The 18,527-nt window shown below is 61.6% G+C and carries 22 protein-coding genes; 9 read left to right on the top strand and 13 right to left on the bottom strand.

What is annotated here, in order from left to right; all coding sequences use genetic code 11:
* The first annotated feature begins 64 nt into the window (after positions 1-64).
* The 3 genes from FEV51_RS10850 to FEV51_RS10840 are packed head-to-tail and all read left to right on the top strand — an operon-like array spanning position 65 to position 1,864.
* Positions 65-982 carry an alpha/beta hydrolase fold domain-containing protein gene (locus tag FEV51_RS10850; protein ID WP_138618825.1) on the top strand — a complete coding sequence of 306 codons (918 nt, stop codon included), beginning with the start codon at positions 65-67 and terminating at the stop codon, positions 980-982.
* Positions 983-985: 3 nt separating this feature from the next.
* Positions 986-1,408, top strand: coding sequence for a COG3650 family protein (locus FEV51_RS10845; protein ID WP_138618823.1), 423 nt, complete (start codon positions 986-988; stop codon positions 1,406-1,408).
* Between the two features lie 3 nt (positions 1,409-1,411).
* Complete coding sequence (locus FEV51_RS10840) at positions 1,412-1,864, top strand: DUF3429 domain-containing protein (RefSeq protein WP_138618821.1); 453 nt, start codon at positions 1,412-1,414, stop codon at positions 1,862-1,864.
* Here FEV51_RS10840 and FEV51_RS10835 read toward each other — a convergent pair.
* Positions 1,861-2,199: an Mpo1-like protein gene (locus FEV51_RS10835; RefSeq protein ID WP_138618819.1), complete on the bottom strand. Its 339-nt coding sequence runs from the start codon at positions 2,197-2,199 to the stop codon at positions 1,861-1,863. The genes FEV51_RS10840 and FEV51_RS10835 overlap by 4 nt on opposite strands.
* 43 nt (positions 2,200-2,242) lie before the next feature.
* Positions 2,243-3,670, bottom strand: a complete 1,428-nt coding sequence (locus tag FEV51_RS10830; protein ID WP_138618817.1) for a S41 family peptidase — start codon at positions 3,668-3,670, stop codon at positions 2,243-2,245.
* A 232-nt stretch (positions 3,671-3,902) separates the two neighbouring features.
* Between FEV51_RS10830 and FEV51_RS10825 the strand changes: the two genes are divergently transcribed.
* Complete coding sequence (locus FEV51_RS10825) at positions 3,903-4,487, top strand: YbhB/YbcL family Raf kinase inhibitor-like protein (protein WP_138618815.1); 585 nt, start codon at positions 3,903-3,905, stop codon at positions 4,485-4,487.
* 29 nt (positions 4,488-4,516) lie between these two features.
* Positions 4,517-4,768 carry an SWIB/MDM2 domain-containing protein gene (locus tag FEV51_RS10820; RefSeq protein ID WP_138618813.1) on the top strand — a complete coding sequence of 84 codons (252 nt, stop codon included), beginning with the start codon at positions 4,517-4,519 and terminating at the stop codon, positions 4,766-4,768.
* Here FEV51_RS10820 and FEV51_RS10815 read toward each other — a convergent pair.
* The 3 genes from FEV51_RS10815 to FEV51_RS10805 are packed head-to-tail and all read right to left on the bottom strand — an operon-like array spanning position 4,765 to position 5,695.
* Positions 4,765-5,172, bottom strand: coding sequence for a DoxX family protein (locus FEV51_RS10815; RefSeq protein ID WP_138618811.1), 408 nt, complete (start codon positions 5,170-5,172; stop codon positions 4,765-4,767). The genes FEV51_RS10820 and FEV51_RS10815 overlap by 4 nt on opposite strands.
* A complete protein-coding gene (locus tag FEV51_RS10810; RefSeq protein WP_138618809.1) occupies positions 5,169-5,408 on the bottom strand; it encodes a DUF3253 domain-containing protein in 240 nt (79 codons plus the stop codon). The genes FEV51_RS10815 and FEV51_RS10810 overlap by 4 nt, the downstream gene beginning before the upstream one ends.
* Positions 5,405-5,695 (bottom strand): DUF427 domain-containing protein, encoded by a 291-nt coding sequence (locus FEV51_RS10805; protein WP_138618807.1) that lies wholly within the window; start codon positions 5,693-5,695, stop codon positions 5,405-5,407. Before FEV51_RS10805 ends, FEV51_RS10810 begins: the two co-directional genes overlap by 4 nt.
* Positions 5,696-5,778: 83 nt before the next feature.
* Between FEV51_RS10805 and FEV51_RS10800 the strand changes: the two genes are divergently transcribed.
* The gene (locus FEV51_RS10800; protein ID WP_138618805.1) at positions 5,779-7,056 is read left to right on the top strand and encodes a dipeptidase; all 1,278 of its coding nucleotides are present in this window, start codon (positions 5,779-5,781) and stop codon (positions 7,054-7,056) included.
* Between the two features lie 2 nt (positions 7,057-7,058).
* On the opposite strand, the gene FEV51_RS10795 is transcribed toward FEV51_RS10800, so the two are convergent.
* From FEV51_RS10795 to FEV51_RS10760, 8 genes are all read right to left on the bottom strand, one after another.
* Positions 7,059-7,463: a potassium channel family protein gene (locus FEV51_RS10795; protein WP_138618803.1), complete on the bottom strand. Its 405-nt coding sequence runs from the start codon at positions 7,461-7,463 to the stop codon at positions 7,059-7,061.
* A gap of 277 nt (positions 7,464-7,740) precedes the next feature.
* The gene (locus FEV51_RS10790; RefSeq protein ID WP_138618801.1) at positions 7,741-8,034 is read right to left on the bottom strand and encodes a hypothetical protein; all 294 of its coding nucleotides are present in this window, start codon (positions 8,032-8,034) and stop codon (positions 7,741-7,743) included.
* A 68-nt stretch (positions 8,035-8,102) separates the two neighbouring features.
* Complete coding sequence (dapD, locus tag FEV51_RS10785) at positions 8,103-8,927, bottom strand: 2,3,4,5-tetrahydropyridine-2,6-dicarboxylate N-succinyltransferase (protein ID WP_138618799.1); 825 nt, start codon at positions 8,925-8,927, stop codon at positions 8,103-8,105.
* A 31-nt stretch (positions 8,928-8,958) separates the two neighbouring features.
* Entirely contained in the window at positions 8,959-10,062 is a 1,104-nt protein-coding gene (locus FEV51_RS10780; protein ID WP_138618797.1) for a phosphotransferase family protein, read from the bottom strand.
* The gene (locus FEV51_RS10775) at positions 10,062-11,153 is read right to left on the bottom strand and encodes a Zn-dependent alcohol dehydrogenase (RefSeq protein ID WP_138618795.1); all 1,092 of its coding nucleotides are present in this window, start codon (positions 11,151-11,153) and stop codon (positions 10,062-10,064) included. Before FEV51_RS10775 ends, FEV51_RS10780 begins: the two co-directional genes overlap by 1 nt.
* 10 nt (positions 11,154-11,163) lie before the next feature.
* Positions 11,164-12,459, bottom strand: a complete 1,296-nt coding sequence (locus tag FEV51_RS10770; protein WP_138618793.1) for an acyl-CoA dehydrogenase family protein — start codon at positions 12,457-12,459, stop codon at positions 11,164-11,166.
* Positions 12,460-12,551: 92 nt separating this feature from the next.
* On the bottom strand, positions 12,552-13,988 hold the full coding sequence (locus tag FEV51_RS10765) for an MFS transporter (RefSeq protein WP_138618791.1): 1,437 nt from the start codon (positions 13,986-13,988) through the stop codon (positions 12,552-12,554).
* Positions 13,988-14,848: an SDR family NAD(P)-dependent oxidoreductase gene (locus FEV51_RS10760; protein WP_138618789.1), complete on the bottom strand. Its 861-nt coding sequence runs from the start codon at positions 14,846-14,848 to the stop codon at positions 13,988-13,990. Before FEV51_RS10760 ends, FEV51_RS10765 begins: the two co-directional genes overlap by 1 nt.
* A 172-nt stretch (positions 14,849-15,020) precedes the next feature.
* On the opposite strand from FEV51_RS10760, the gene FEV51_RS10755 reads away from it, so the two are divergent.
* Genes FEV51_RS10755 through FEV51_RS10745 form a run of 3 tightly spaced genes read left to right on the top strand, consistent with a single transcriptional unit; the run spans position 15,021 to position 18,173 of the window.
* Positions 15,021-16,184 carry an acyl-CoA dehydrogenase family protein gene (locus FEV51_RS10755; RefSeq protein WP_138618787.1) on the top strand — a complete coding sequence of 388 codons (1,164 nt, stop codon included), beginning with the start codon at positions 15,021-15,023 and terminating at the stop codon, positions 16,182-16,184.
* Between the two features lie 3 nt (positions 16,185-16,187).
* The gene (locus FEV51_RS10750) at positions 16,188-17,327 is read left to right on the top strand and encodes an acyl-CoA dehydrogenase family protein (protein ID WP_138618785.1); all 1,140 of its coding nucleotides are present in this window, start codon (positions 16,188-16,190) and stop codon (positions 17,325-17,327) included.
* Positions 17,328-17,375: 48 nt separating this feature from the next.
* A complete protein-coding gene (locus FEV51_RS10745; RefSeq protein ID WP_138618783.1) occupies positions 17,376-18,173 on the top strand; it encodes an SDR family NAD(P)-dependent oxidoreductase in 798 nt (265 codons plus the stop codon).
* The last annotated feature ends 354 nt before the right edge of the window (positions 18,174-18,527 follow it).

Below are 18,527 nucleotides of genomic sequence, written 5' to 3'. Positions count from 1 at the left end.
CACGATCTAACGCGCTAGCTTTGCGGGCGGTCTCAGACGCTTTTGTCTGAGGCGGGAGATCGTCATGCCAAGCCTGCGCGCACGAATAGTCAATTTGCTCCTGCCCCGGCTGGGCATCAAACGGTTCTTCTCAGAGCCGGACAAAATCCCGGGCCGTATCGCCAAAATGCGTAATACTGCACCTGCGCGGCCCGGCGCGAAAATGCACAGGAAATTTGCGATCAAGGAATTCGCCAGTCGCGGTTTCCCGGTGATCACGATCGAGCCGAAGCACGGGGCGACACCCGGTGCGCCGCATCTGCTGTATTTGCATGGCGGCGGTTATGTGATGGATGCCGCAGTAATCCATTGGTCTGCGATCGGGCGCTTGTGTGAAGCCTTGGGCGCCTCAGCAACAGTCCCGCTGTACCCGCTGGCCCCCGAAAGCACCGCAAGCGCAACCCTGCCTGCCATGCGTTCAGTTTTTGCCGAACTGGCGCTGCGCTATGGCGCGCAGAATATCACCTTGATGGGCGACAGTGCAGGCGGCGGCATGGCGCTGGCGCTGGCACAAATACTGGCAGCAGATGGCGCTGCGATGCCGGGCAGTCTGGTGCTGTTCTCGCCGTGGCTGGATGCGACGGCGTCGGGGGAGGGGCAAGCAGAAATCGAGCCGCGCGACAAAATGCTGACCTGCGCCGGCCTGACCGCGTGCGGGGCGCTTTATGCCGGCGATCTGCCGCTGACCGATCCTCAGGTCAGCCCGCTGTTCGGCTCTCTTAAGGCACTGCCGCCAATGGCCGTGTTCGCGGGGACATCGGACATTCTGTTGCCCGATGCGCGGCGACTGGCTGTAAGGCTCGATGAAGCCGGGCGCAAGGATTGCGTCTATCATGAATATGACGCCATGTTTCATGTCTGGATGTTGTTCCCCGTGCCAGAAGGCCGCAAGGCATTGGCGCAGGCGGTGGACTTCATCCGGGCGCAGCATAAGAAAGGTTAGACCATGCGAATTGCCGCGATAATCCTGTTGGGGGCAATGCTCGCCGCGTGCCAGCCTGCCGGTGGACCAGAGGCCGGGCAGAGCAAGGTATATGATGGCATCGGCGCTGACGAAACGCTTCATTTCACAGGCACCGAACCGTTCTGGGGCGGCGAAATCGTCGGCACTTCGGCGCGATACAATACGCCGGAAAATATCGACGGAACGCGCTTCATGGTTAAGCGGTTCGCGGGGAACAATGGTGTCAGTTTCAGCGGGCAGCTTGATGGTGCGCGCTTCGACCTGATTGCCACCCCCGGCGAATGCAGCGACGGGATGAGCGACCGGAGTTATCCCTTTGTCGTGACGCTGATGATTGGCAAGGACCGCCGCGAAGGCTGCGGTTATACCGATGCGCAGCCCTTCACCGGCCCCGCCAATCCCTGAGCCATGCGCAGCGTTCCGCCCTTACCTCGCTGGCTGGGCGTGCTCGGTGTCCTACCGCAAATTGCACTGGTGGCCGCGCTTTATGCCGGACCACCCGAATGGCGTGAGCCTGTGCAGATGCTGATTGCCATGTTCGCCGCCGTCACCCTGGGGCTAACCGGTGGGAGCTGGTGTGGCATCGCGGCGGGTGCGCCTGCGGCGGAACGGCGGCAATCGCTGGGCTGGTTGTGGGTCGCCGCAGGGCTTGCAGCGGCAGTCGGCATGGCCTGCCTTGTCGCACTGGTGCTGGGCGGGTTCGGGCCAGAGCCGGTGCTGGTCATGCTGGGCAGTGCGCAATTGCTGACGATGGGGGTCGATACCAGACTGGGCGCGCTGGCGCCGCGCTGGTGGCCTGCGCACCGGGTGCCAATGTCGATTGCGCAATCTGCGCTGACATTGGTGGCGGCTTTCGCCTAAGCTGGGTCCTTGACCCCTGCCTTGCGCAGTTCAGGACCGATCCTGCCGGTCAGCCATAGCCACCACATCCTAAAATCAGCGCCAAGACTCCAGAGCGGATAAGTGAAGGTCGCGGGGCGGTTCTTCTCCACCGTGAAATGCGCAATCCAGGCGAAGAAATATCCCGCCAGCGGCATCGCAGCAAACCACCACCACCGCCCGGATACCAGCGCAATGATGGACAGCAGCACAACCAGGCTGGTCCCGAAATAATGCAGCGCGCGGGTGGACCGCCGCGAATGTTCGCGCAGGTAGAAGGGCCAGAATTCGGCGAAAGTGGTGTGTTCACGCGCCATGATACTATCTTGGCGCGTGAACACCGTTCCGGTCAAGCGCAGGTCAGAACAGGCCTGGAATTTCGAACTGCGCTGCGGTTGGTGCGCGCGACTGCAACAATTGCAGATCGTGCCCTTCCGCCGCAATTGTGCCATCCTTCGCTGCAGCCGTGATTGGTGTGCAGGCGCGCCCGGCAAGGAAATCGAGCGCGACCGAGATCGACGCTTCTGACGGATCACCCAGCGGTGTCAGAATGCCATCGGCAGCCCGGCAACTGGACTTGACCACACTGGCCAGCCCGTCGAAATATTCGCCCCGCCCGTTTTTGTCGGTGGTCTTCAGTGCCACGGCGCGCAGCCGGTCATCGCAGGCCGAACGGTCGAGCGCGATCTGCCCTACCGGCTTGCCAAAGGTGTTGGTGCCGATCAGCGCGAGATTGTTTCCAAGGTAGGGAATGAAGCTGTTGGTAACCAGTTCGCTGGCCGAGGCCGTTCCGCCGCGCCCGATAACTGCAAGCTTGGACACCGCGATGGCATTCGCTTCCGCCCCGAACCTTGTCGTTTCGTTGTTTTCAGATTTGGACGGTCTGAACTTGGTGATACTGAACACATCGCCGACATGATCTGCTCCCATCAGATCTCCCAGCAACTCGGCCACAGAGATCAGGCCGCCGCCATTGTAGCGCAGGTCGAGGATGACCTCGTCGATTCCCCGGTTCTTGAACTGCCCGAAGGCCTGGCGCAGCTGAGGCCCTGCATCCTGCACGATAAAGGTACGCAGATTGATATAGCCGACCTGACGCCCGCCATCGTTGAGAATTTTCGCGCCGTAACGATCAGACAGTGGATCAAGCGCATATTCGGTCTTGCTGACCTGGACAGTGAATGTGCTGCCATCAGGCTGGCGTATCTCAAGCCTGCGAGTAACACCCGGATCAGAGGGGCCAAGCGCCTGGCTGACCGCTTGCGGACCGCCGGATGCCATCAGACTGGCAACAGTTTGTCCATTGATCGAGATCAGCTCGCTGCCGCGGTCGATATTGGCCTGGAACGCGGGAGCATTTTCGAACGCTTCGACCACGAACACGCGATTGGCATCGGTGTCATAGGACAGCCGCACGCCAAAACCTGCGTTTGACCCGCTATTGATCAGCTCGTTCTCCTCCTGAATGGAGGTGATGTAGGTGAAGAAGCGATCCTTGTCCTGCGCGCGGGCCGGAGCGACCAGCGCATCGATATAGGATTGCACATCATTGTAAGACGCTTGGTTGACCGTCTTGTCGAGCAAGTCGGGGAACAGATACCATTCGTTGAGCTGGGCAAATGTCCAGTCCTGCCGTGCGGACAGGGAGCATGCATCGCCGCCGCCAGTTCCGCCCCCACCGCCGCCGATGACACCGCCGCCTCCTCCGCCGCTATTTCCTCCGCCCCCACCACAGGCGGCGAGCGACAAAGCCAGAGTGGCTGATAAGACGGTGCGACCCAATTCCATGACATCATTCCCCAGTGTTTCGGCACCTGTGTGCCAGTAAATCATTCATTCTAGAATGCGGCCTTAACCGCATCTGAGCAAGGAAATTGCCAATTTCAGGGCTGACAGGGCGATTTTCGCGACGATATGCCCCGAAAATCGGTGCAAATTCGCCTGGGCGGCATGGCGCTCCCCCCTCCGGTGTGCCTAAGTTGCCGCTCTATTGGTAATAAATGCGACAGGAACGACAGGAATGACGGCTGGTATGCCCGCGTGGATCGAAACAGCAATTGGCGGGGGCACTGTCCCCGCTGCGCTGACGATCGCTGCGGTTGCGGAGGAGAAGGCTCTGGGGCGCGGCGGCTTCGCGCTGACCAGCCCGGCATTTCGCCATAATGGCGAGCTTGATCCCTGCTTCACCGCTTGCGAGGACGATGCCGTCGCGCCGCCGCTGGAATGGACCGCACCGCCGCCCGGTACGCAGGAACTGGCGCTGGTCGTCGAAGATGCCGACAAGGGCGAAGTGCACTGGCTGGTCTGGGGACTCGCGCCGCAGAAGGGCAAGCTGCTCGAAGGCGAAGTGCCGCCGCGCACGGGTAAGAACGCCAAGGGCAATTCCGAATGGCTGCTGCCCGACCCGCCACTGGGCGAGGAGCATCGCTATGTTTTTCAACTGTTCGCGCTCGACCTGCCGCTGACGCTGATGCCCGGCGCCAAATATGCGGATCTCTTGGGAAATCTGAAAGGGCACGTAACAGCCGTCGCAGTCCTGACTGCGCGGTTTGAAGGGCACGAGGTCGAAGACCTTGATGAAAGCGACTTCGAAAACGAAGTCTGACGTGAAGCCACAATACGAAAGGATGTAATATGGCTGGCAAGAACAATGCACTGCAAAAGCCGGTAACTCTGACACCGGAACTCGAAGCGGTTGTGGGCAAGGGTCCGATGACCCGCGCTCAGGTAACTTCGAAGGTGTGGGTCCACATCAAGAAGGAAGACCTGCAGGACTCGAAGGATCGCCGCATGATCAATCCCGACGCCAAGCTGGCAGCGGTGATCGGCAAGGATCAGATCTCGATGTTCAAGATGACCGGTGCTGTATCCAAGCACATGAGCTAACGCCTATCCCGGCGGCGGAACGGCCACTCCGTGACGCCGCCGGACCATAGCGCCAGCCATACCAGCAGCGGTTGGGCAAACATCCGCGGCACGTGATATGCCAGCCCAATTCCCCCATCTTCGCGCGCCATATCCAGCGCGAAGTGATTGATGTTGGCAGGAAACACGCACACCGCATACAGCGCCAGCCCGATGGCTCCGGCCCGCCGCAGCGGCGCGGACCACGGCTGCGCCAGTGCCGCGGCCCCCAGCAATTCCGCCACCCCGGTCCACAGCACCACCGCGCCCGGTGCGGGTACCCAATCGGGCGTGATGATCAGGAATGGTGCGGGATTTGCCAGATGCGCATAGCCCGCCACGGCATAGAAAATGGCAAGTGCCCAGCGCGCAATCATGCGGATCATTTCGTGACGGCTCCAATCCTATAGGCTCCGTCTCTGGCAGCAAGTGACGCGCCTTTCCAGGTGAGCCTGATGCGCCCGTCGGCCGCCAACTGGTCGGCAGCACCATGCACGCCGGTCATCTGCGCGCGCCAGTCACCGGCTGGCCCCGCCAATAGGCGCGCGGCCTCGCTCGGGCAGATGGTGGCATCGGGACCGCGGCGGGCGAGCAGGTTCAGGATGGCGCGCTCGGCGCTCATGCCTGCGATATTTCAACGCCTTTCCAGAATGCGATGTGGTCCTTGATCTGCGTCGCAGCTTCTTTGGGTTGCGCATAGACCCATGCCGCATCCTCGTTGATCTGGCCGCCCGCATTGATCGAGAAATAACCGGCAGTACCCTTCCACGGGCAAACGGTGGTCTTTTCGCTGGGCACCAGCACCCCGCGATTGACATCTTTCGCGGGGAAATAGTGATTGCCTTCGACCACCACCGTTTCCTCGCTCCGTGCGAGTACTTCGCCATTCCAGCTTGCAATTATTGTCATGTATCTTCTTCCTGTTTGTTCGCCGGTCTTGCGGTAGAACAGTCCGCAAAGACGCTTGAAGTTCCGCACCGGGAGAAGCAGCTATGAAATCCGCCCTGACTTTAACTGGACTGGCTCTGTGCCTTGCTGGCGCTCCACTGGCCGCCCAAGGTCGCACGCCCGAAGCTGTTGCGGCCGCTGCGCTGGAAGCTGCGCCTGTCTGGGACGGCCACAATGACGTGCCGATCCAGCTGCGCGGGCGGTATCGCAATGTGATCGCAGGTTTCGACTTTGCTGATACCAGCGATTCCGGTCCCGATGCCGAAAACGGGCGCGTGATGCACACCGATCTGGCGCGCTTGCGGCAGGGCAAGGTCGGGGCGCAGTTCTGGTCGGTCTATGTCACAGCCGATCTGTCAGAGCCCGAAGCGGTGCAGGCGGTGATCGAACAGATTGATGTCACGCGGCGGCTGGTTGCCCGCTATCCGCAGGATCTGCAGCTGGCTCTGAGGGCGGCCGATGTCGAGGCGGCAATGCGCGCAGGGCGGATTGCCTCGCTGATCGGGATGGAGGGCGGCCATTCAATCGGATCGAGCCTGGCGGTGCTGCGCCAGATGTATGCCCTCGGCGCGCGGTATATGACGCTGACGCATTCGAAGAACACGCCCTGGGCGGATTCGGCCACTGACGCGCCGCAGCATGACGGGCTGACCGATTTCGGCAAGGATGTGGTGCGCGAGATGAACCGGTTGGGGATGCTGGTCGATCTCAGCCACGTTAGCGAGAAGACCATGCTGGATGCGCTGGATGTCGCAGGCGCGCCAGTGATCTTCAGCCATTCTGCCGCGCGCGCGATCAATGGCCATGCGCGCAATGTGCCCGACAGCGTGCTGGCGCGTCTGCCGGACAATGGCGGGATCGTCATGGTGGTGGCGTTGCCCGGATTTCTGAGCGAGACGCAGCGCCAGTGGTATTCAGCGCGTCAGGGGGAGCAGGCGCGGCTGCAAACTCTGTGGCAGGGGCAACCTGCGGCGGTAAAGAACGCCTTGGAACAGTGGGATGCGGCCAATCCTTCTCCGCCAGCGACAGTGTCCGACATGGCCGACCATATCGACCACATCCGCGCGGTGGCCGGGATCGCGCATATCGGCGTTGGCGGCGATTATGACGGGATGGCGAGCGGGCCGATCGGGATGGAAGACGTCACCGGCTATCCCGCCTTGTTCGAAGAACTGGCGCGGCGAGGCTACTCACAGGCTGACTTGGAGCAGATCGCCTCACACAATATGATGCAGGTTCTTAAAACGGCCGAGCAATATGCTGCCAGCCAGAGCGGGGCGCTGCCGATTGAGGCCCCGGTTCCGGATGGCGAGGCGGATTGACGCTATTTCTTGTCGTCGCCTTCAAGCTTGCCCAGAACACGGACAAAGAAGGCCGTCGACCAGCCCAGCAGGATCACGCCGAGAATCCCCTCAAGCGCTGCAATCATGCGCCATTTTTCGTGTATCGACGCATCGGAATAACCAATCGTCGCATAGCTGATGGTCGAGAAATATAGGGACTCGCTAAATGAGCTCAGCGCGCCAAGATAGTCGTAGAGGAAGGCGAACAGCCAGATCTCTACAAAGTGGATGAAGATGATCGAAAACACCGTCAGCAGCGTGAATATGGCGCCGGTTACTGACAATGGTTCCAGAGTTTCAAAGCGAGCCGACATCCGCTCACGCGACATGATCCGCTGAAGCGAAAACAGCCCGATTCCGTGGATGACCACGCACAGCGCGATCATCCCGGTACCGATGGCAAGCTGCTGGCTGAAAGTTGCGCTGATGACCTGCGCATTGTCGGGAATCGATATCAGAATAGCGCTATCCCCGGCGCGTCCGGGATCAGCGGCGCAGCCCTAGAAATGTCGTTGCCAATGACTCGCAGCCTCATCGAATTCCCGTAACTTACCAAGCCGATCACACCTGCCAAACGCAGGCGGCTGCACTCCATTAGCTGACCGATTATGAACGTCTGACAGCGGGGCATTCGCGTGGCGGCTGACACGTTGAATCACAGGTTTAGTTGGTCTCCGCAGGCTCCGGCACGGCAGTCGGCTCGGCATCGGGTGCGAACTGATCGCTGACGATGCTATCAGTGTCGCCGCCATCATCTTCACGCGATTGAATTTCGCCGCTCACCGTGGCCTCTTCCTCGACGTCGCCCTGCATCATGGCGGGGACGATCCAGGTGACCGACAGCAGCACGATTGCCAGCAGCAAGCCGCCAAGCAGGATCCAGCGAACGACGCCTTCTTTCGAACCGCCGCTGGCCTCTTCCTCGTTCAAATGCACTTTGCCGTCTTGGTCTTCCATTGCGGATCTCCCATCAAATCTGTGTCGTAGGGTTTACGAATGCGTTTGGCGGATGTTCCTGTCTGCGCTCAGTCGCGCAGCAGGTCGTTGATTTCGGTCTTGGCGCGGGTCTGAGCATCCACTGTCTTGACGATCACCGCACAGGCCAGCGAAGGGCCGCCTGCCGGATCGGGCAGAGTGCCGGGTACCACCACCGAATAGGCCGGGATGGCACCGCGTGTAACCGTTCCGCTCGCGCGGTCGACGATCTTGGTGGATTGGGTCACGAAAACCCCCATCGCGACGACCGATCCTTCGCCCACGATCACGCCTTCGACGATTTCGGAACGCGCGCCGATAAAGCAATTGTTGCCGATAATGGTCGGGTTGGCCTGCATGGGTTCCAGCACCCCGCCAATCCCCGCGCCTGCGGAGATATGGCAGTTCTGTCCGATCTGAGCGCAGCTGCCGATGGAGGCCCAGGTGTCGACCATGGTGCCTTCGCCGACATAGGCGCCGATATTGACGAAGCTGGGCATCAGCACACAGCCCGGCGCAATATGCGCGCCGGCGCGGGCAATGGCACCGGGCACGACCCGGAACCCCGCTTCGCGAAACCGGGCATCGTCCCAACCGGCGAATTTGGATGCCACCTTGTCGAACGCCGGATGGCCCGCGCTGCCGCCTTCCATCACGCGGTTGTCGTTGAGCCGGAAGCTGAGCAGCACGGCTTTCTTGAGCCATTGGTTGACCTGCCAGCCGCCATTGCCATCAGGCTGCGCCACCCGCGCGCTGCCATTGTCGAGCATCGCCAGCGCCGCCTCGACCGCGCTGCGGATGTCGGTGCTGTCGGGTGTGACCGAAGCGCGGTCTTCCCACGCTGCTTCGATGGTGGTGGCAAGGTCGGTGGTCATGCAATTCTCCGGCAAATCAGTTGCCGCGTCGTTAAGCGCCCGGCGCCGCATCGTCCATCCCCGCCGCGAGCGCAAATTCATAAGCGCGTTCGATCAGCGGATAGACCCGTTCCGACATCGCCTTGGCATGAGCAGAGGAGGCAGTGCCGTCGATCACGCGTTTCTTGATGCCCTGCATGATCCCCGCCAGTCGGAACAGATTATAGGCAAAGTACCAATCCATCGGCGGCACGGGATAACCGGTACGCGCGACATAGCGGGCAACCGCTTCCTTTACGCCCGGAATGCCCAGCTCTTCCAGATCAAGCCCCTCCAGCCCCGCACGGCCATCAGCGGGGTTGAACCAGTTGAGCATCAGATAGCTGAAATCGGCAATCGGATCGCCCAGCGTCGACAATTCCCAATCGAGCACCGCCAGCACGCGGTTGGCATCGGGCGCGAAGATCATATTGTCGAGCCGGTAGTCGCCGTGAACCACGCTGCTTTCATGCTGCGGCGGGATGGTCTGCGGTAGCCATTCGATCAGCCGCTCCATCTTGGCGATGTGCTCGGTTTCGGACAATTTATATTGCTTGGACCAGCGCGCAATCTGGCGCGCGCAATAGTCGGTCGGCTTGCCGTAATCGCCCAGCCCGATGGCACCGGGTTTCTGCAGATGCAGGTCTGCCATGGTGTCGATCATGGCGTGGTAGATTTCGCGCCGTTCGGCCTTGGAGCTGTTCGGCAATGCCCCGTTCCACAGCGACCGGCCATCGGCGAGGCCCATCACGAAGAACATGCTACCCAGCACTTCAGGGTCTTCGCACAAACCATAGGTTTTGGGCACCGGGAAGCCATTGGGGCCAAGCGCCGCCATCACCTTGTATTCGCGATCGACAGCATGGGCGCTCGGCAGCAGCTTGCCAAACGGTTGACGGCGCAGGACATAGCTTTGGGCCGGGGTGTCGACGCGGTAGGTAGGGTTGGACTGACCACCCTTGAATTTTGAAAGCGTCAGAGGGCCTGCAAACCCCGCGACATTGGCTTCCATCCAAGCGGTCAGCGCGGCCTCGTCCAGCCTGTCACGCTCGGGCACCGCGACGGTGCCGACCATTTCCTTCTCGTAATCGATCTGCGGTGCGCCGGTCTGGGTCATCAGTTGAACACCACCACGCTGCGCGCGGCATGGCCACTTTTCATCGTTTCGAACCCTTCGTTGATCGCTTCCAGCTGGATGCGGTCGGCCACGATACTGTCGAGGTCGAGCAGGCCGCGCAGGTAGAAATCGACCAGCCGAGGCAAATCGACCGGGAAGTGGTTCATCCCCATGATTGCGCCTTGCAGCTTCTTGCCGCCCAGCAGGTCCAGCGCGCCCAGCCCAACCTTGCAGTCCAGCGGCATCATGCCCAGAATTGTCGCTGTACCGCCGCGGCGCAGGATCTTGACCGCCATGTCGGCGCTGGCTTCCCGTCCGACCGCTTCGATAGCGTGATCCACACCGCCGCCGGTCAGTTTCAGCACCTGATCCGCCGCATCGTCAGCGGCGGAATCCACCACATGGGTCGCGCCGAGCACTTCGGCGAGATCGCGCTTCTCCTTGATCGGGTCGATGGCGATGACCTTGCCCGCTCCCGCAATCTTGGCCGCGTTGATTGTCGCCAGTCCCACTCCGCCGCAGCCGATCACTGCCACGGTTTCGCCCGGCACCACTTTGCAGGCGTTGAAAATCGCACCCGCACCGGTGGTCACTGCGCAGCCGAGCACCGCCGCACGGTCCAGCGGCATCGCCTTGTCGATTGCGACGCAGGCGTTTTCGTGGATCAGCATCTGTTCGCAAAAGGCCGACAGATTGAGCATCTGGGCGACCGGAGAGTTGTCAATCAAGCGCTTGATCCGGGGCGACTGAGCGCTTGATCGGCGAGTGCCCCCGCCCAAACACAAAGCCATCCGCCCGGTGACGCAAAATTCGCACTGTCCGCAGAAGGCCGAAAGGCATGTCACGACGTGATCCCCGGGCTTTACCATACGCACTTCGCTGCCCACCGCGCGCACCACACCCGCCGCCTCGTGCCCCGGAATGGCGGGGACTGGGTGGGGATAGGTGCCTTCGATAAAGTGCAGGTCCGAATGGCACAGCCCGCAGGCCTTGGTGTCGATCAGGACTTCGTGCGGGCCGGGATCGGCCAGCTCGACATGACCGATCACCAGACCCTTGCCGGGCTGTTCGAGTATCGCCGCTTTAGCCATCAGCTGCTCCTCAGCGTGTTGCGCCCATATCGCCGCTGCTCAGAGTGTCGTCGGCCTCGCCGGGCAGGGGAGTGTGGCGGGCAAACTCCATGCGGGCGATGGAACGGGCGTGAACCTCGTCGGGACCATCGGCCAGCCGCAGTGTGCGCTGGTGGGCATAGGCTTTGGCCAGTCCGAAGTCTTCGGACACGCCGCCGCCGCCATGCGCCTGAATCGCATTGTCGATAATGCGCAGCGCCATATTGGGCGCCTGCACCTTGATCATCGCGATTTCCTGCTTGGCGGCCTTGTTGCCAACCTTGTCCATCATATCCGCCGCCTTGAGGCAGAGCAGGCGGGTCATGTCGATGTCGATCCGCGCCTGTGCAACGCGTTCTTCCCAGACCGAATGCTTGTAAATCGGTTTGCCGAAAGCTTCGCGCGCCTGCAGTCGGCGGCACATCTTCTCCAGCGCTTCTTCGGCCACGCCGATGGTGCGCATGCAGTGATGGATACGGCCCGGCCCGAGGCGGCCCTGCGCGATTTCGAAACCGCGGCCTTCGCCCAGCAGCATATTGGTTGCCGGGATGCGGACATCCTTCAGCTCGATTTCCATATGGCCATGCGGCGCATCATCATAACCGAACACGGGCAGGTGGCGCAGGATGTTCACGCCCGGCGCGTCCAGAGGCATCAGCACCATCGACTGCTGCGCATGGCGGCCGGCGCTGAAATCGGTCTTGCCCATCACGATGGCAATCTTGCAGCGCGGATCGCCCGCACCCGATGACCACCATTTGCGGCCATTGATCACATAGTCATCACCATCACGGTCAATCCGGCATTCGATATTGGTCGCGTCGGAGCTGGCGACCTGCGGTTCGGTCATCAGGAAGGCAGAGCGGATTTCGCCCTGCATCAACGGGGCCAGCCAGCGGTCCTTCTGATCGCGCGTACCGTAACGGTGCAGCACCTCCATATTGCCGGTGTCGGGGGCTGAGCAGTTAAAGGTTTCGCTGGCGAAGCCGATGCGGCCCATCTCTTCAGCGCACAGCGCATATTCCAGATTGGTCAGGCCGGGCCCTTCAAACTCGAAGCTTTCCTCGACGTGGTGGTGCCCGTCATTGCGCGGCGGCATGAACAGGTTCCAGATGCCCTGATCCTTGGCCTTGGCCTTCAGATCCTCGACCACCTGGATGACTTTCCAGCGATCCCCCTCGGCATCCTGCGCGTGATAGGTCGATACCGCCGGACGGACATGGTCTTGGACGAAATTGCGGACCCGGTCGCGCCAATATTGCTGCCTCTCGGTCGGTTGAAAATCCATCTGGCTTCGTCCTCTCTCTCAATTCAAATGCGTTGCGCTGTGAAACTTACATAGCCCGCGGGAAGCGGCACTGTCCATTGGCGGTTTTGATGTCATGGCGCCGTAATGCTCGCGTCGGGATCGGCGCGCGCGATCTGGTCAAGCGTGGCCAGCCGTGCCTCATGCTGGGCCTGGTCAATCGGAAAACGGCTTAGCCAATATGCGGCGAACAGCGCCAGCCCGATGCTGATCCCGCAATACATCAGGATCATCGATGATAGCGCGCCAGAAGGCACGCTGCCCGGTACGGCATCGGTTGAAAAATGCGAGAGCGCGATAATCTGGCCGCTGAGCAGGATGCCAACCCCGGTGGCGCATTTCTGGACGAACCAATGCCCCGAATAAAAGCTGCCTTCGGCGCGGCGTCCGGTGCGCTCTTCAAACGCCTCGACGATCTCGGCAATCATCGAGCTGGCAGAAATCATCACCACCACGCCCAGCGTGTTGGCGCACAGGATGAAGGCGTACAGCAGCGCAGTCGACGCCAAAGTGCCGACCGGCGGCCAGAAGCCTGCCAGCAATAAACTGTAGGGCATCAGCATCAGGATCAGCGATCCGACAGCCGACATCGCGGCACTTTTCGGCTTGCCCCAGCTGCGGTGCATCGGCCCGACAATGAAGAACATGATCACGACCGAGACGAACAGGATCACCGGATAGGCAATCAACGCCGCACGGTCGAATTGCCAGACGAACAGATTGAGATAATTCGACAGCGAGAAGGTCATGCCCTGACTGATATAAGCAGCCAGACCCCCGGCGGCGAAGATCAGGAATGCCTTTTCGCTAAAAGCCTCGCGGATTTCCGAAAACGCGGTTCTGATACTGAAGGGCGGCGGCTTGACTGCGGGGCGATGCGCCACCAGCCGGTGCTGGCCCAGCGCCGACCCGATCACCGAAATCGCCATCAATATGCCGCCGAAAATGCCGAACCGCTGGTATCCTTCTGCCTCCAGCATCCCCTCTGGCCCGGCCATGAAGACAGTATAGGCCAGCACCATCACCAGAATGCCGCCCAGCCATCCGAACAGATAGCGATAGCGGAACAGCGTGGTGCGCTCGACATAATCGGATGTGATTTCGGGCAGCAGGCTGACCGATGGCACTTCGCAGGCCGACAGCAGCATCCGCACGGTTACTGCGATCCCCAGCAGGCCCCAGAAACTGGGCTCGCTGCCGCCGGGCGGGCTCCACAGGATGATCCAGGCAACCGCCAGCGGGATCGGCGCGGTATAGAGCCACGGCAACCGTCTGCCCCAGCGGGTGTACGTGCGGTCGGACAGATTCCCCAGCAGCGGGTCGATCACGGCATCAACCAGCAGCGCCAGCGCCAACGCCAGGCTGACCAGGGCGGCATCCATGCCCAACACCTGATTGTAGAAGATCAGCAGGAAGAAACTGAAGCCGCTGTCCTTGATCCCGAACGCCACCGCGCCAAACCCGTGGATCAGCTTGAGCCGCTGGGGCAGGGGGCCGGTCACAAACGCCATCAGGCGGGTTGCTGCGCCTTGACCATCGCTTCCAGCGTGGCAGTGATGCCCGGCTGGGCCGGATCCCAGCTTTGCCGCGGCCCCAAGGTCAGCCCGCCGTCGACCACCAGCGAAGCGCCGGTCATGAACGCTGCGGCATCGCTGGCAAGGAAAGCCACTGCATCGGCGATGTCACTGGGCTGGCCGCCACGCGCCACCGGCTGCGCGCCGGAAGAAACATGCGCGATGGCCGCCTTGGCCTGCACCTCGGTCGCGGCATCCATTTCGAGCGGGGCGGTAAAGATATTGGTGTTGATGAAACCCGGCTGCACCGCATTCACACGGATGGCGAATTGCGCCAGATCGGTCGCGGCGCAGCGGGTCAGGTTGAGCACCCCCGCCTTGGCCACCGCATAGGCGGTGGGCGAATAGCCGGGGCCGATGGCCGCCACGCTGCTGATGTTGACCACGCTGGCGCCGCTGCGGTCCTTCATATGCGGCACGGCATAGCGGATCCCGAATGCGACCGAGCGCAGCAGCAGGTCCATCGTGCGGTCCCACTCCTCCGGTTCGATCTCTGCGATGGAGGCGCGCGCGCCGCCAGCGCCAGCATTGTTTACAACCGTATCGATCCCGCCGGTTTCCTGCGCCGCGCGGTCCATCAGCTGGCGGATCGCATCGGGGTCGGTCACATCGCACAGCTGGAAACGGACATCGCCGCCAGTTTCATCAGCCGTCTCGGCAGCCATCGCCGCGCCGCCATCGGCATCGATATCGGCGGCGTAAACCACCGCCTGTTCACAGGCGAAAAGGCGGACAATCGCTGCCCCGATACCGGATGCACCGCCGGTCACAACCACCGTCTTTCCCGAGAATCGCACGCGTCCAATCTCCCAATTTCTGCGGCTTTCAGCTTAGGCGAGCTGCCCTTCGCGTCAACGGAAACAGGGTGACGCTACGGCATCGCGATGCGGCATCAACGCGCTTGCTTGGGCGGCGCGAATCACCCTAACGTAAGCGTCAATTGGGAGCTTATCGAGAGGAGCCTGGACAATGTCCGATCTGGAAGCATTCCGCACCGAGGTGCGTGACTGGCTGGCAGCCAACTGCCCCGAAGAAATGCGCAAACCGGTACGCGGGGAAGAGGATGTCTTCTGGGGCGGACGCCGGGCCGTTTTCAACAGCGACGCGCAAAAGCAGTGGTTCCTGGCCTGCCGCGACAAGGGTTACACCGTTCCCGATTGGCCCAGGGATTACGGCGGCGCGGGCCTGTCCGCTGCCCAGGCCAAGATCTTGCGCCAGGAAATGTCCAGCATCGGCGCGCGTCTGCCATTGTCCAGCTTTGGCATCTGGATGCTCGGCCCCGCTCTGCTCAAATTCGGTACCGAGGAGCAGAAGAAGCATTATCTGACCCAGATCGCCCGCGGTGAAATCCGCTGGTGTCAGGGCTATTCCGAACCCGGCAGCGGCTCCGATCTGGTGTCGATGCAGACCTTTGGCGCTGACGAGGGCGACCATTGGGTGGTCAATGGCCAGAAAATCTGGACCTCTTACGCCGATGAAGCCGACTGGATTTTCTGCCTTGTCCGCACCGACAAGAGCAACAAATATCAGGGCATCACCTTCATGCTGTTCGACATGGAAACGGCTGGCGTCAGCACCAAGCCGATCCTGCTGATCAGTGGCAACAGCCCGTTCTGCGAAACCTTCTTCGACGATGTGAAGGTCCCCAAAGAACAGCATGTCGGTGAGATCAATCGCGGGTGGGACGTGGCAAAATATCTGCTCGGCCACGAACGCGAGATGATTTCCGGCGCGGGCGGCGGTGATCGCACTGCCGGGATTGGCGCGGTGATCAAGCGAATGGTGGGCGAGATCGACCCGGTGCTGCGCGCGCAATTGGCGCAGTTCGATGTCGATGCGCTGGCTTATTCCGCAATGGGCGAGAAATTCCTCGACGAGGTCAATGTCGGCAAGGGCCATCCCGCCCAGCCGAACATGATGAAATACGCCGGGACCGAGCTGAACAAGCGCCGTCACGAGCTGATGATGGCGGCGGGCGGCAGCCGGGCGCTGGAATGGGACAGCGCCGAAACGGGCGGCGGCAAGGCGGCACGCGGCTGGCTGAGGACCAAGGCCAATTCCATCGAAGGCGGCACGTCCGAGGTCATGCTCAACGTCATCGCCAAACGTATCCTCGATCTGCCGGGAGCCTGATCCATGCCGCTCTATCATGACGACGACCAGGCGATGCTCGCCGACAGCGCCCGCCAGTTCATGGCTGACGAAGGTGCGATCACCAAACAGCTGCGCCATTGGCGTGACCGTGATTGCAAGGACGGTTTCGGCCACGGATTGTGGAAGCAGTTTGCCGAAATGGGTTTCACCGGGATGCTGGTAGCCGAGAATGATGGCGGACTGGGCATGGGCCATGTCGAAGCCGGCATCGTGCTGGAGGAAATCGGTCGCAATCTGACACCCTCGCCCTTCCTCACCTCCTCCGTGCTCGCCGCCACCGCGCTGGCGCATGGCAGCGATGATGCCAGGGGCCGCTGGCTTCCCGGCCTGATCGCCGGTGACAGCGTGTTTGCCGTGGCAATCGACGAGGGCGGCAAGCACCGCCCCGAACGGATCAAGACCCGCGCCCAGAAATCGGGCAACGGGTTCCGCCTGTCGGGACAGAAGGACTTTGTGCTCCAGGGCGCCAGCGCCGATATGCTGGTGGTCGCCGCGCGCACGTCGGGAGATGACAATGATGAGGGCGGGATCACCCTGTTCGCAGTCCCCAGGGATGCCGCCAACATGACCCATGAGGCGGTGCGGCTGGTCGACAGCTCGATGGCGACGCACACCAAATTCGCCGATGTCGAGCTGGACGGCGATGCGGTCATCGGTGAGGTCGATGGTGGCCGCGCGGTGCTGAACCAGATGCTGATGGCCGGGCGCATCGGCGCGGCTGCCGAAGGGGTTGGCGTGGCCAGCGGGGCGATGGACATGACCGTCGATTACCTCAAGCAGCGCAAGCAGTTCGGCAAATTGATCGGCGAGTTTCAGGCGCTGCAACACCGCGCCGCACATCTGTATTCCGAAGTCGAAATTGCCCGGGCCGCCACGATCAAGGCGGCGCAGCTGCTGGACGCGGGCAGCGAAAAGGCCGATCTGATGGCCTCGGTCGCCAAGGCCAAGGTGGCGCAGGCCGCCGGTCTGGCGGTCCGCGAAGGTGTGCAGATGCATGGCGGTATCGGCATGACTGATGAATACGATATCGGCCTGTTTATGAAACGCGACCGGGCGCTGCAGGAATTCCTTGGCGACCAATATTACCACGCCGGCCGCGTGGCAGAGTTGTCGGGCTATTAAACACTACCGTCACCCGGCCTCCGCCGCGATGACGACAGGAGAATAATTATGACCCTCGAAGACCTTTTCAGCCTCAAGGGGCGCACCGCACTGGTTACTGGCGGGAGCCGCGGGATCGGCAAGATGATCGTCGAGGGCTTCCTCGCGGCGGGCATCGACCGGGTTTACATTAGCGCCCGCAAGATCAACGAGATCGAAGACACTTGCGCCGAACTGGGTGACCGGGTGATTGGCATTCAGGGCGATATCTCGACCATGGACGGGATCGCCGCACTGGTCGCAGAGATTTCCGGGCGCGAGAGCAAGCTGGACATTCTGGTTAACAATGCCGGGGCCGCATGGGGCGCCGAATATCTCGATTTTCCCGAGATTGGCTGGGACAAGGTGATGGACCTCAACGTCAAGACGCCGTTTTTCCTGACCCAGCAATTGCACCCACTGCTGACCGCGGCGGCCAACAAGGATCGCCCGGCCAAGGTCATCAACATCTGTTCGATCGACGGGCTGCGCATCAATCCGTGGGAGACCTATTCCTATCAGGCCTCCAAAGCCTCGCTGATCCACCTCACCCGCCGGATGGCGGCGCGGCTGGTGCAGGACAATGTCTATGTCACCGCGATTGCGCCGGGTGCCTTCCCGTCGAGCATGAACAAGGTGGCCCGCGACCACGAGGAACAATCCGCCAAGGGCATCCCCAACAAACGCGTCGGCGACAAGCTCGATATGGGCGGCAGCGCGGTCTATCTCGCCAGCCGGGCGGGCGATTACACCGTGGGCGAAACGCTGACCGTGGACGGCGGCATCGTCAACGCGCATCTGCCCAGCCATTTTGCCGAGGCGCTCTGACCAGCCATTTCGGCGGCGGGGTGTTACACACACCGGGGCCTTTTAAAAAACTTTGTCGGGCTTAATTTTCGATTTTGTTCAGCAAGTTATGCTCCTGTTCGCGCGGTTTGGTGTAACCTTAGGCAGTCGCGCAAAGTGCACTCGAAATTTGCGCGGGATTGCCGCGTTTATTCGGCAACCGCTGAACGTGCCTGTTTGATCGACGGTATGAAGGAACCAATCAGACCCTATCGATGCGCACGACTGTAGGAAAAAGGTTTCCCGTTCGCCCCCGGATTTCTGGAATTGGGGTGGGAAGCGGACCCGATCTTCGCCAATCAAATGAGTAGTTGACTTCTCCTGTTGTAACGCACA

Origin of the sequence: Qipengyuania marisflavi (assembly GCF_005884405.1) — a bacterium.
Taxonomy (GTDB): Bacteria; Pseudomonadota; Alphaproteobacteria; order Sphingomonadales; family Sphingomonadaceae; genus Qipengyuania; species Qipengyuania marisflavi.
This window is presented reverse-complemented; position numbering and strand designations above follow the sequence as displayed.

Excerpts from the sequence above, each read along its gene's own strand:
- FEV51_RS10745 (WP_138618783.1), top strand. The coding sequence starts at position 17,376 with ATGACCCTCGAAGACCTTTTCAGCCTCAAGGGGCGCACCGCACTGGTT.
- dapD (WP_138618799.1), bottom strand. The coding sequence starts at position 8,927 with ATGACCACCGACCTTGCCACCACCATCGAAGCAGCGTGGGAAGACCGC.
- FEV51_RS10840 (WP_138618821.1), top strand. The coding sequence starts at position 1,412 with ATGCGCAGCGTTCCGCCCTTACCTCGCTGGCTGGGCGTGCTCGGTGTC.
- FEV51_RS10795 (WP_138618803.1), bottom strand. The coding sequence starts at position 7,463 with ATGATCGCGCTGTGCGTGGTCATCCACGGAATCGGGCTGTTTTCGCTT.
- FEV51_RS10815 (WP_138618811.1), bottom strand. The coding sequence starts at position 5,172 with ATGATCCGCATGATTGCGCGCTGGGCACTTGCCATTTTCTATGCCGTG.
- FEV51_RS10800 (WP_138618805.1), top strand. The coding sequence starts at position 5,779 with ATGAAATCCGCCCTGACTTTAACTGGACTGGCTCTGTGCCTTGCTGGC.
- FEV51_RS10790 (WP_138618801.1), bottom strand. The coding sequence starts at position 8,034 with ATGGAAGACCAAGACGGCAAAGTGCATTTGAACGAGGAAGAGGCCAGC.
- FEV51_RS10775 (WP_138618795.1), bottom strand. The coding sequence starts at position 11,153 with ATGGCTAAAGCGGCGATACTCGAACAGCCCGGCAAGGGTCTGGTGATC.
- FEV51_RS10780 (WP_138618797.1), bottom strand. The coding sequence starts at position 10,062 with ATGACCCAGACCGGCGCACCGCAGATCGATTACGAGAAGGAAATGGTC.
- FEV51_RS10765 (WP_138618791.1), bottom strand. The coding sequence starts at position 13,988 with ATGGCGTTTGTGACCGGCCCCCTGCCCCAGCGGCTCAAGCTGATCCAC.
- FEV51_RS10820 (WP_138618813.1), top strand. The coding sequence starts at position 4,517 with ATGGCTGGCAAGAACAATGCACTGCAAAAGCCGGTAACTCTGACACCG.
- FEV51_RS10835 (WP_138618819.1), bottom strand. The coding sequence starts at position 2,199 with ATGGCGCGTGAACACACCACTTTCGCCGAATTCTGGCCCTTCTACCTG.
- FEV51_RS10850 (WP_138618825.1), top strand. The coding sequence starts at position 65 with ATGCCAAGCCTGCGCGCACGAATAGTCAATTTGCTCCTGCCCCGGCTG.
- FEV51_RS10750 (WP_138618785.1), top strand. The coding sequence starts at position 16,188 with ATGCCGCTCTATCATGACGACGACCAGGCGATGCTCGCCGACAGCGCC.
- FEV51_RS10810 (WP_138618809.1), bottom strand. The coding sequence starts at position 5,408 with ATGAGCGCCGAGCGCGCCATCCTGAACCTGCTCGCCCGCCGCGGTCCC.
- FEV51_RS10755 (WP_138618787.1), top strand. The coding sequence starts at position 15,021 with ATGTCCGATCTGGAAGCATTCCGCACCGAGGTGCGTGACTGGCTGGCA.
- FEV51_RS10845 (WP_138618823.1), top strand. The coding sequence starts at position 986 with ATGCGAATTGCCGCGATAATCCTGTTGGGGGCAATGCTCGCCGCGTGC.
- FEV51_RS10805 (WP_138618807.1), bottom strand. The coding sequence starts at position 5,695 with ATGACAATAATTGCAAGCTGGAATGGCGAAGTACTCGCACGGAGCGAG.
- FEV51_RS10825 (WP_138618815.1), top strand. The coding sequence starts at position 3,903 with ATGACGGCTGGTATGCCCGCGTGGATCGAAACAGCAATTGGCGGGGGC.
- FEV51_RS10830 (WP_138618817.1), bottom strand. The coding sequence starts at position 3,670 with ATGGAATTGGGTCGCACCGTCTTATCAGCCACTCTGGCTTTGTCGCTC.
- FEV51_RS10770 (WP_138618793.1), bottom strand. The coding sequence starts at position 12,459 with ATGGATTTTCAACCGACCGAGAGGCAGCAATATTGGCGCGACCGGGTC.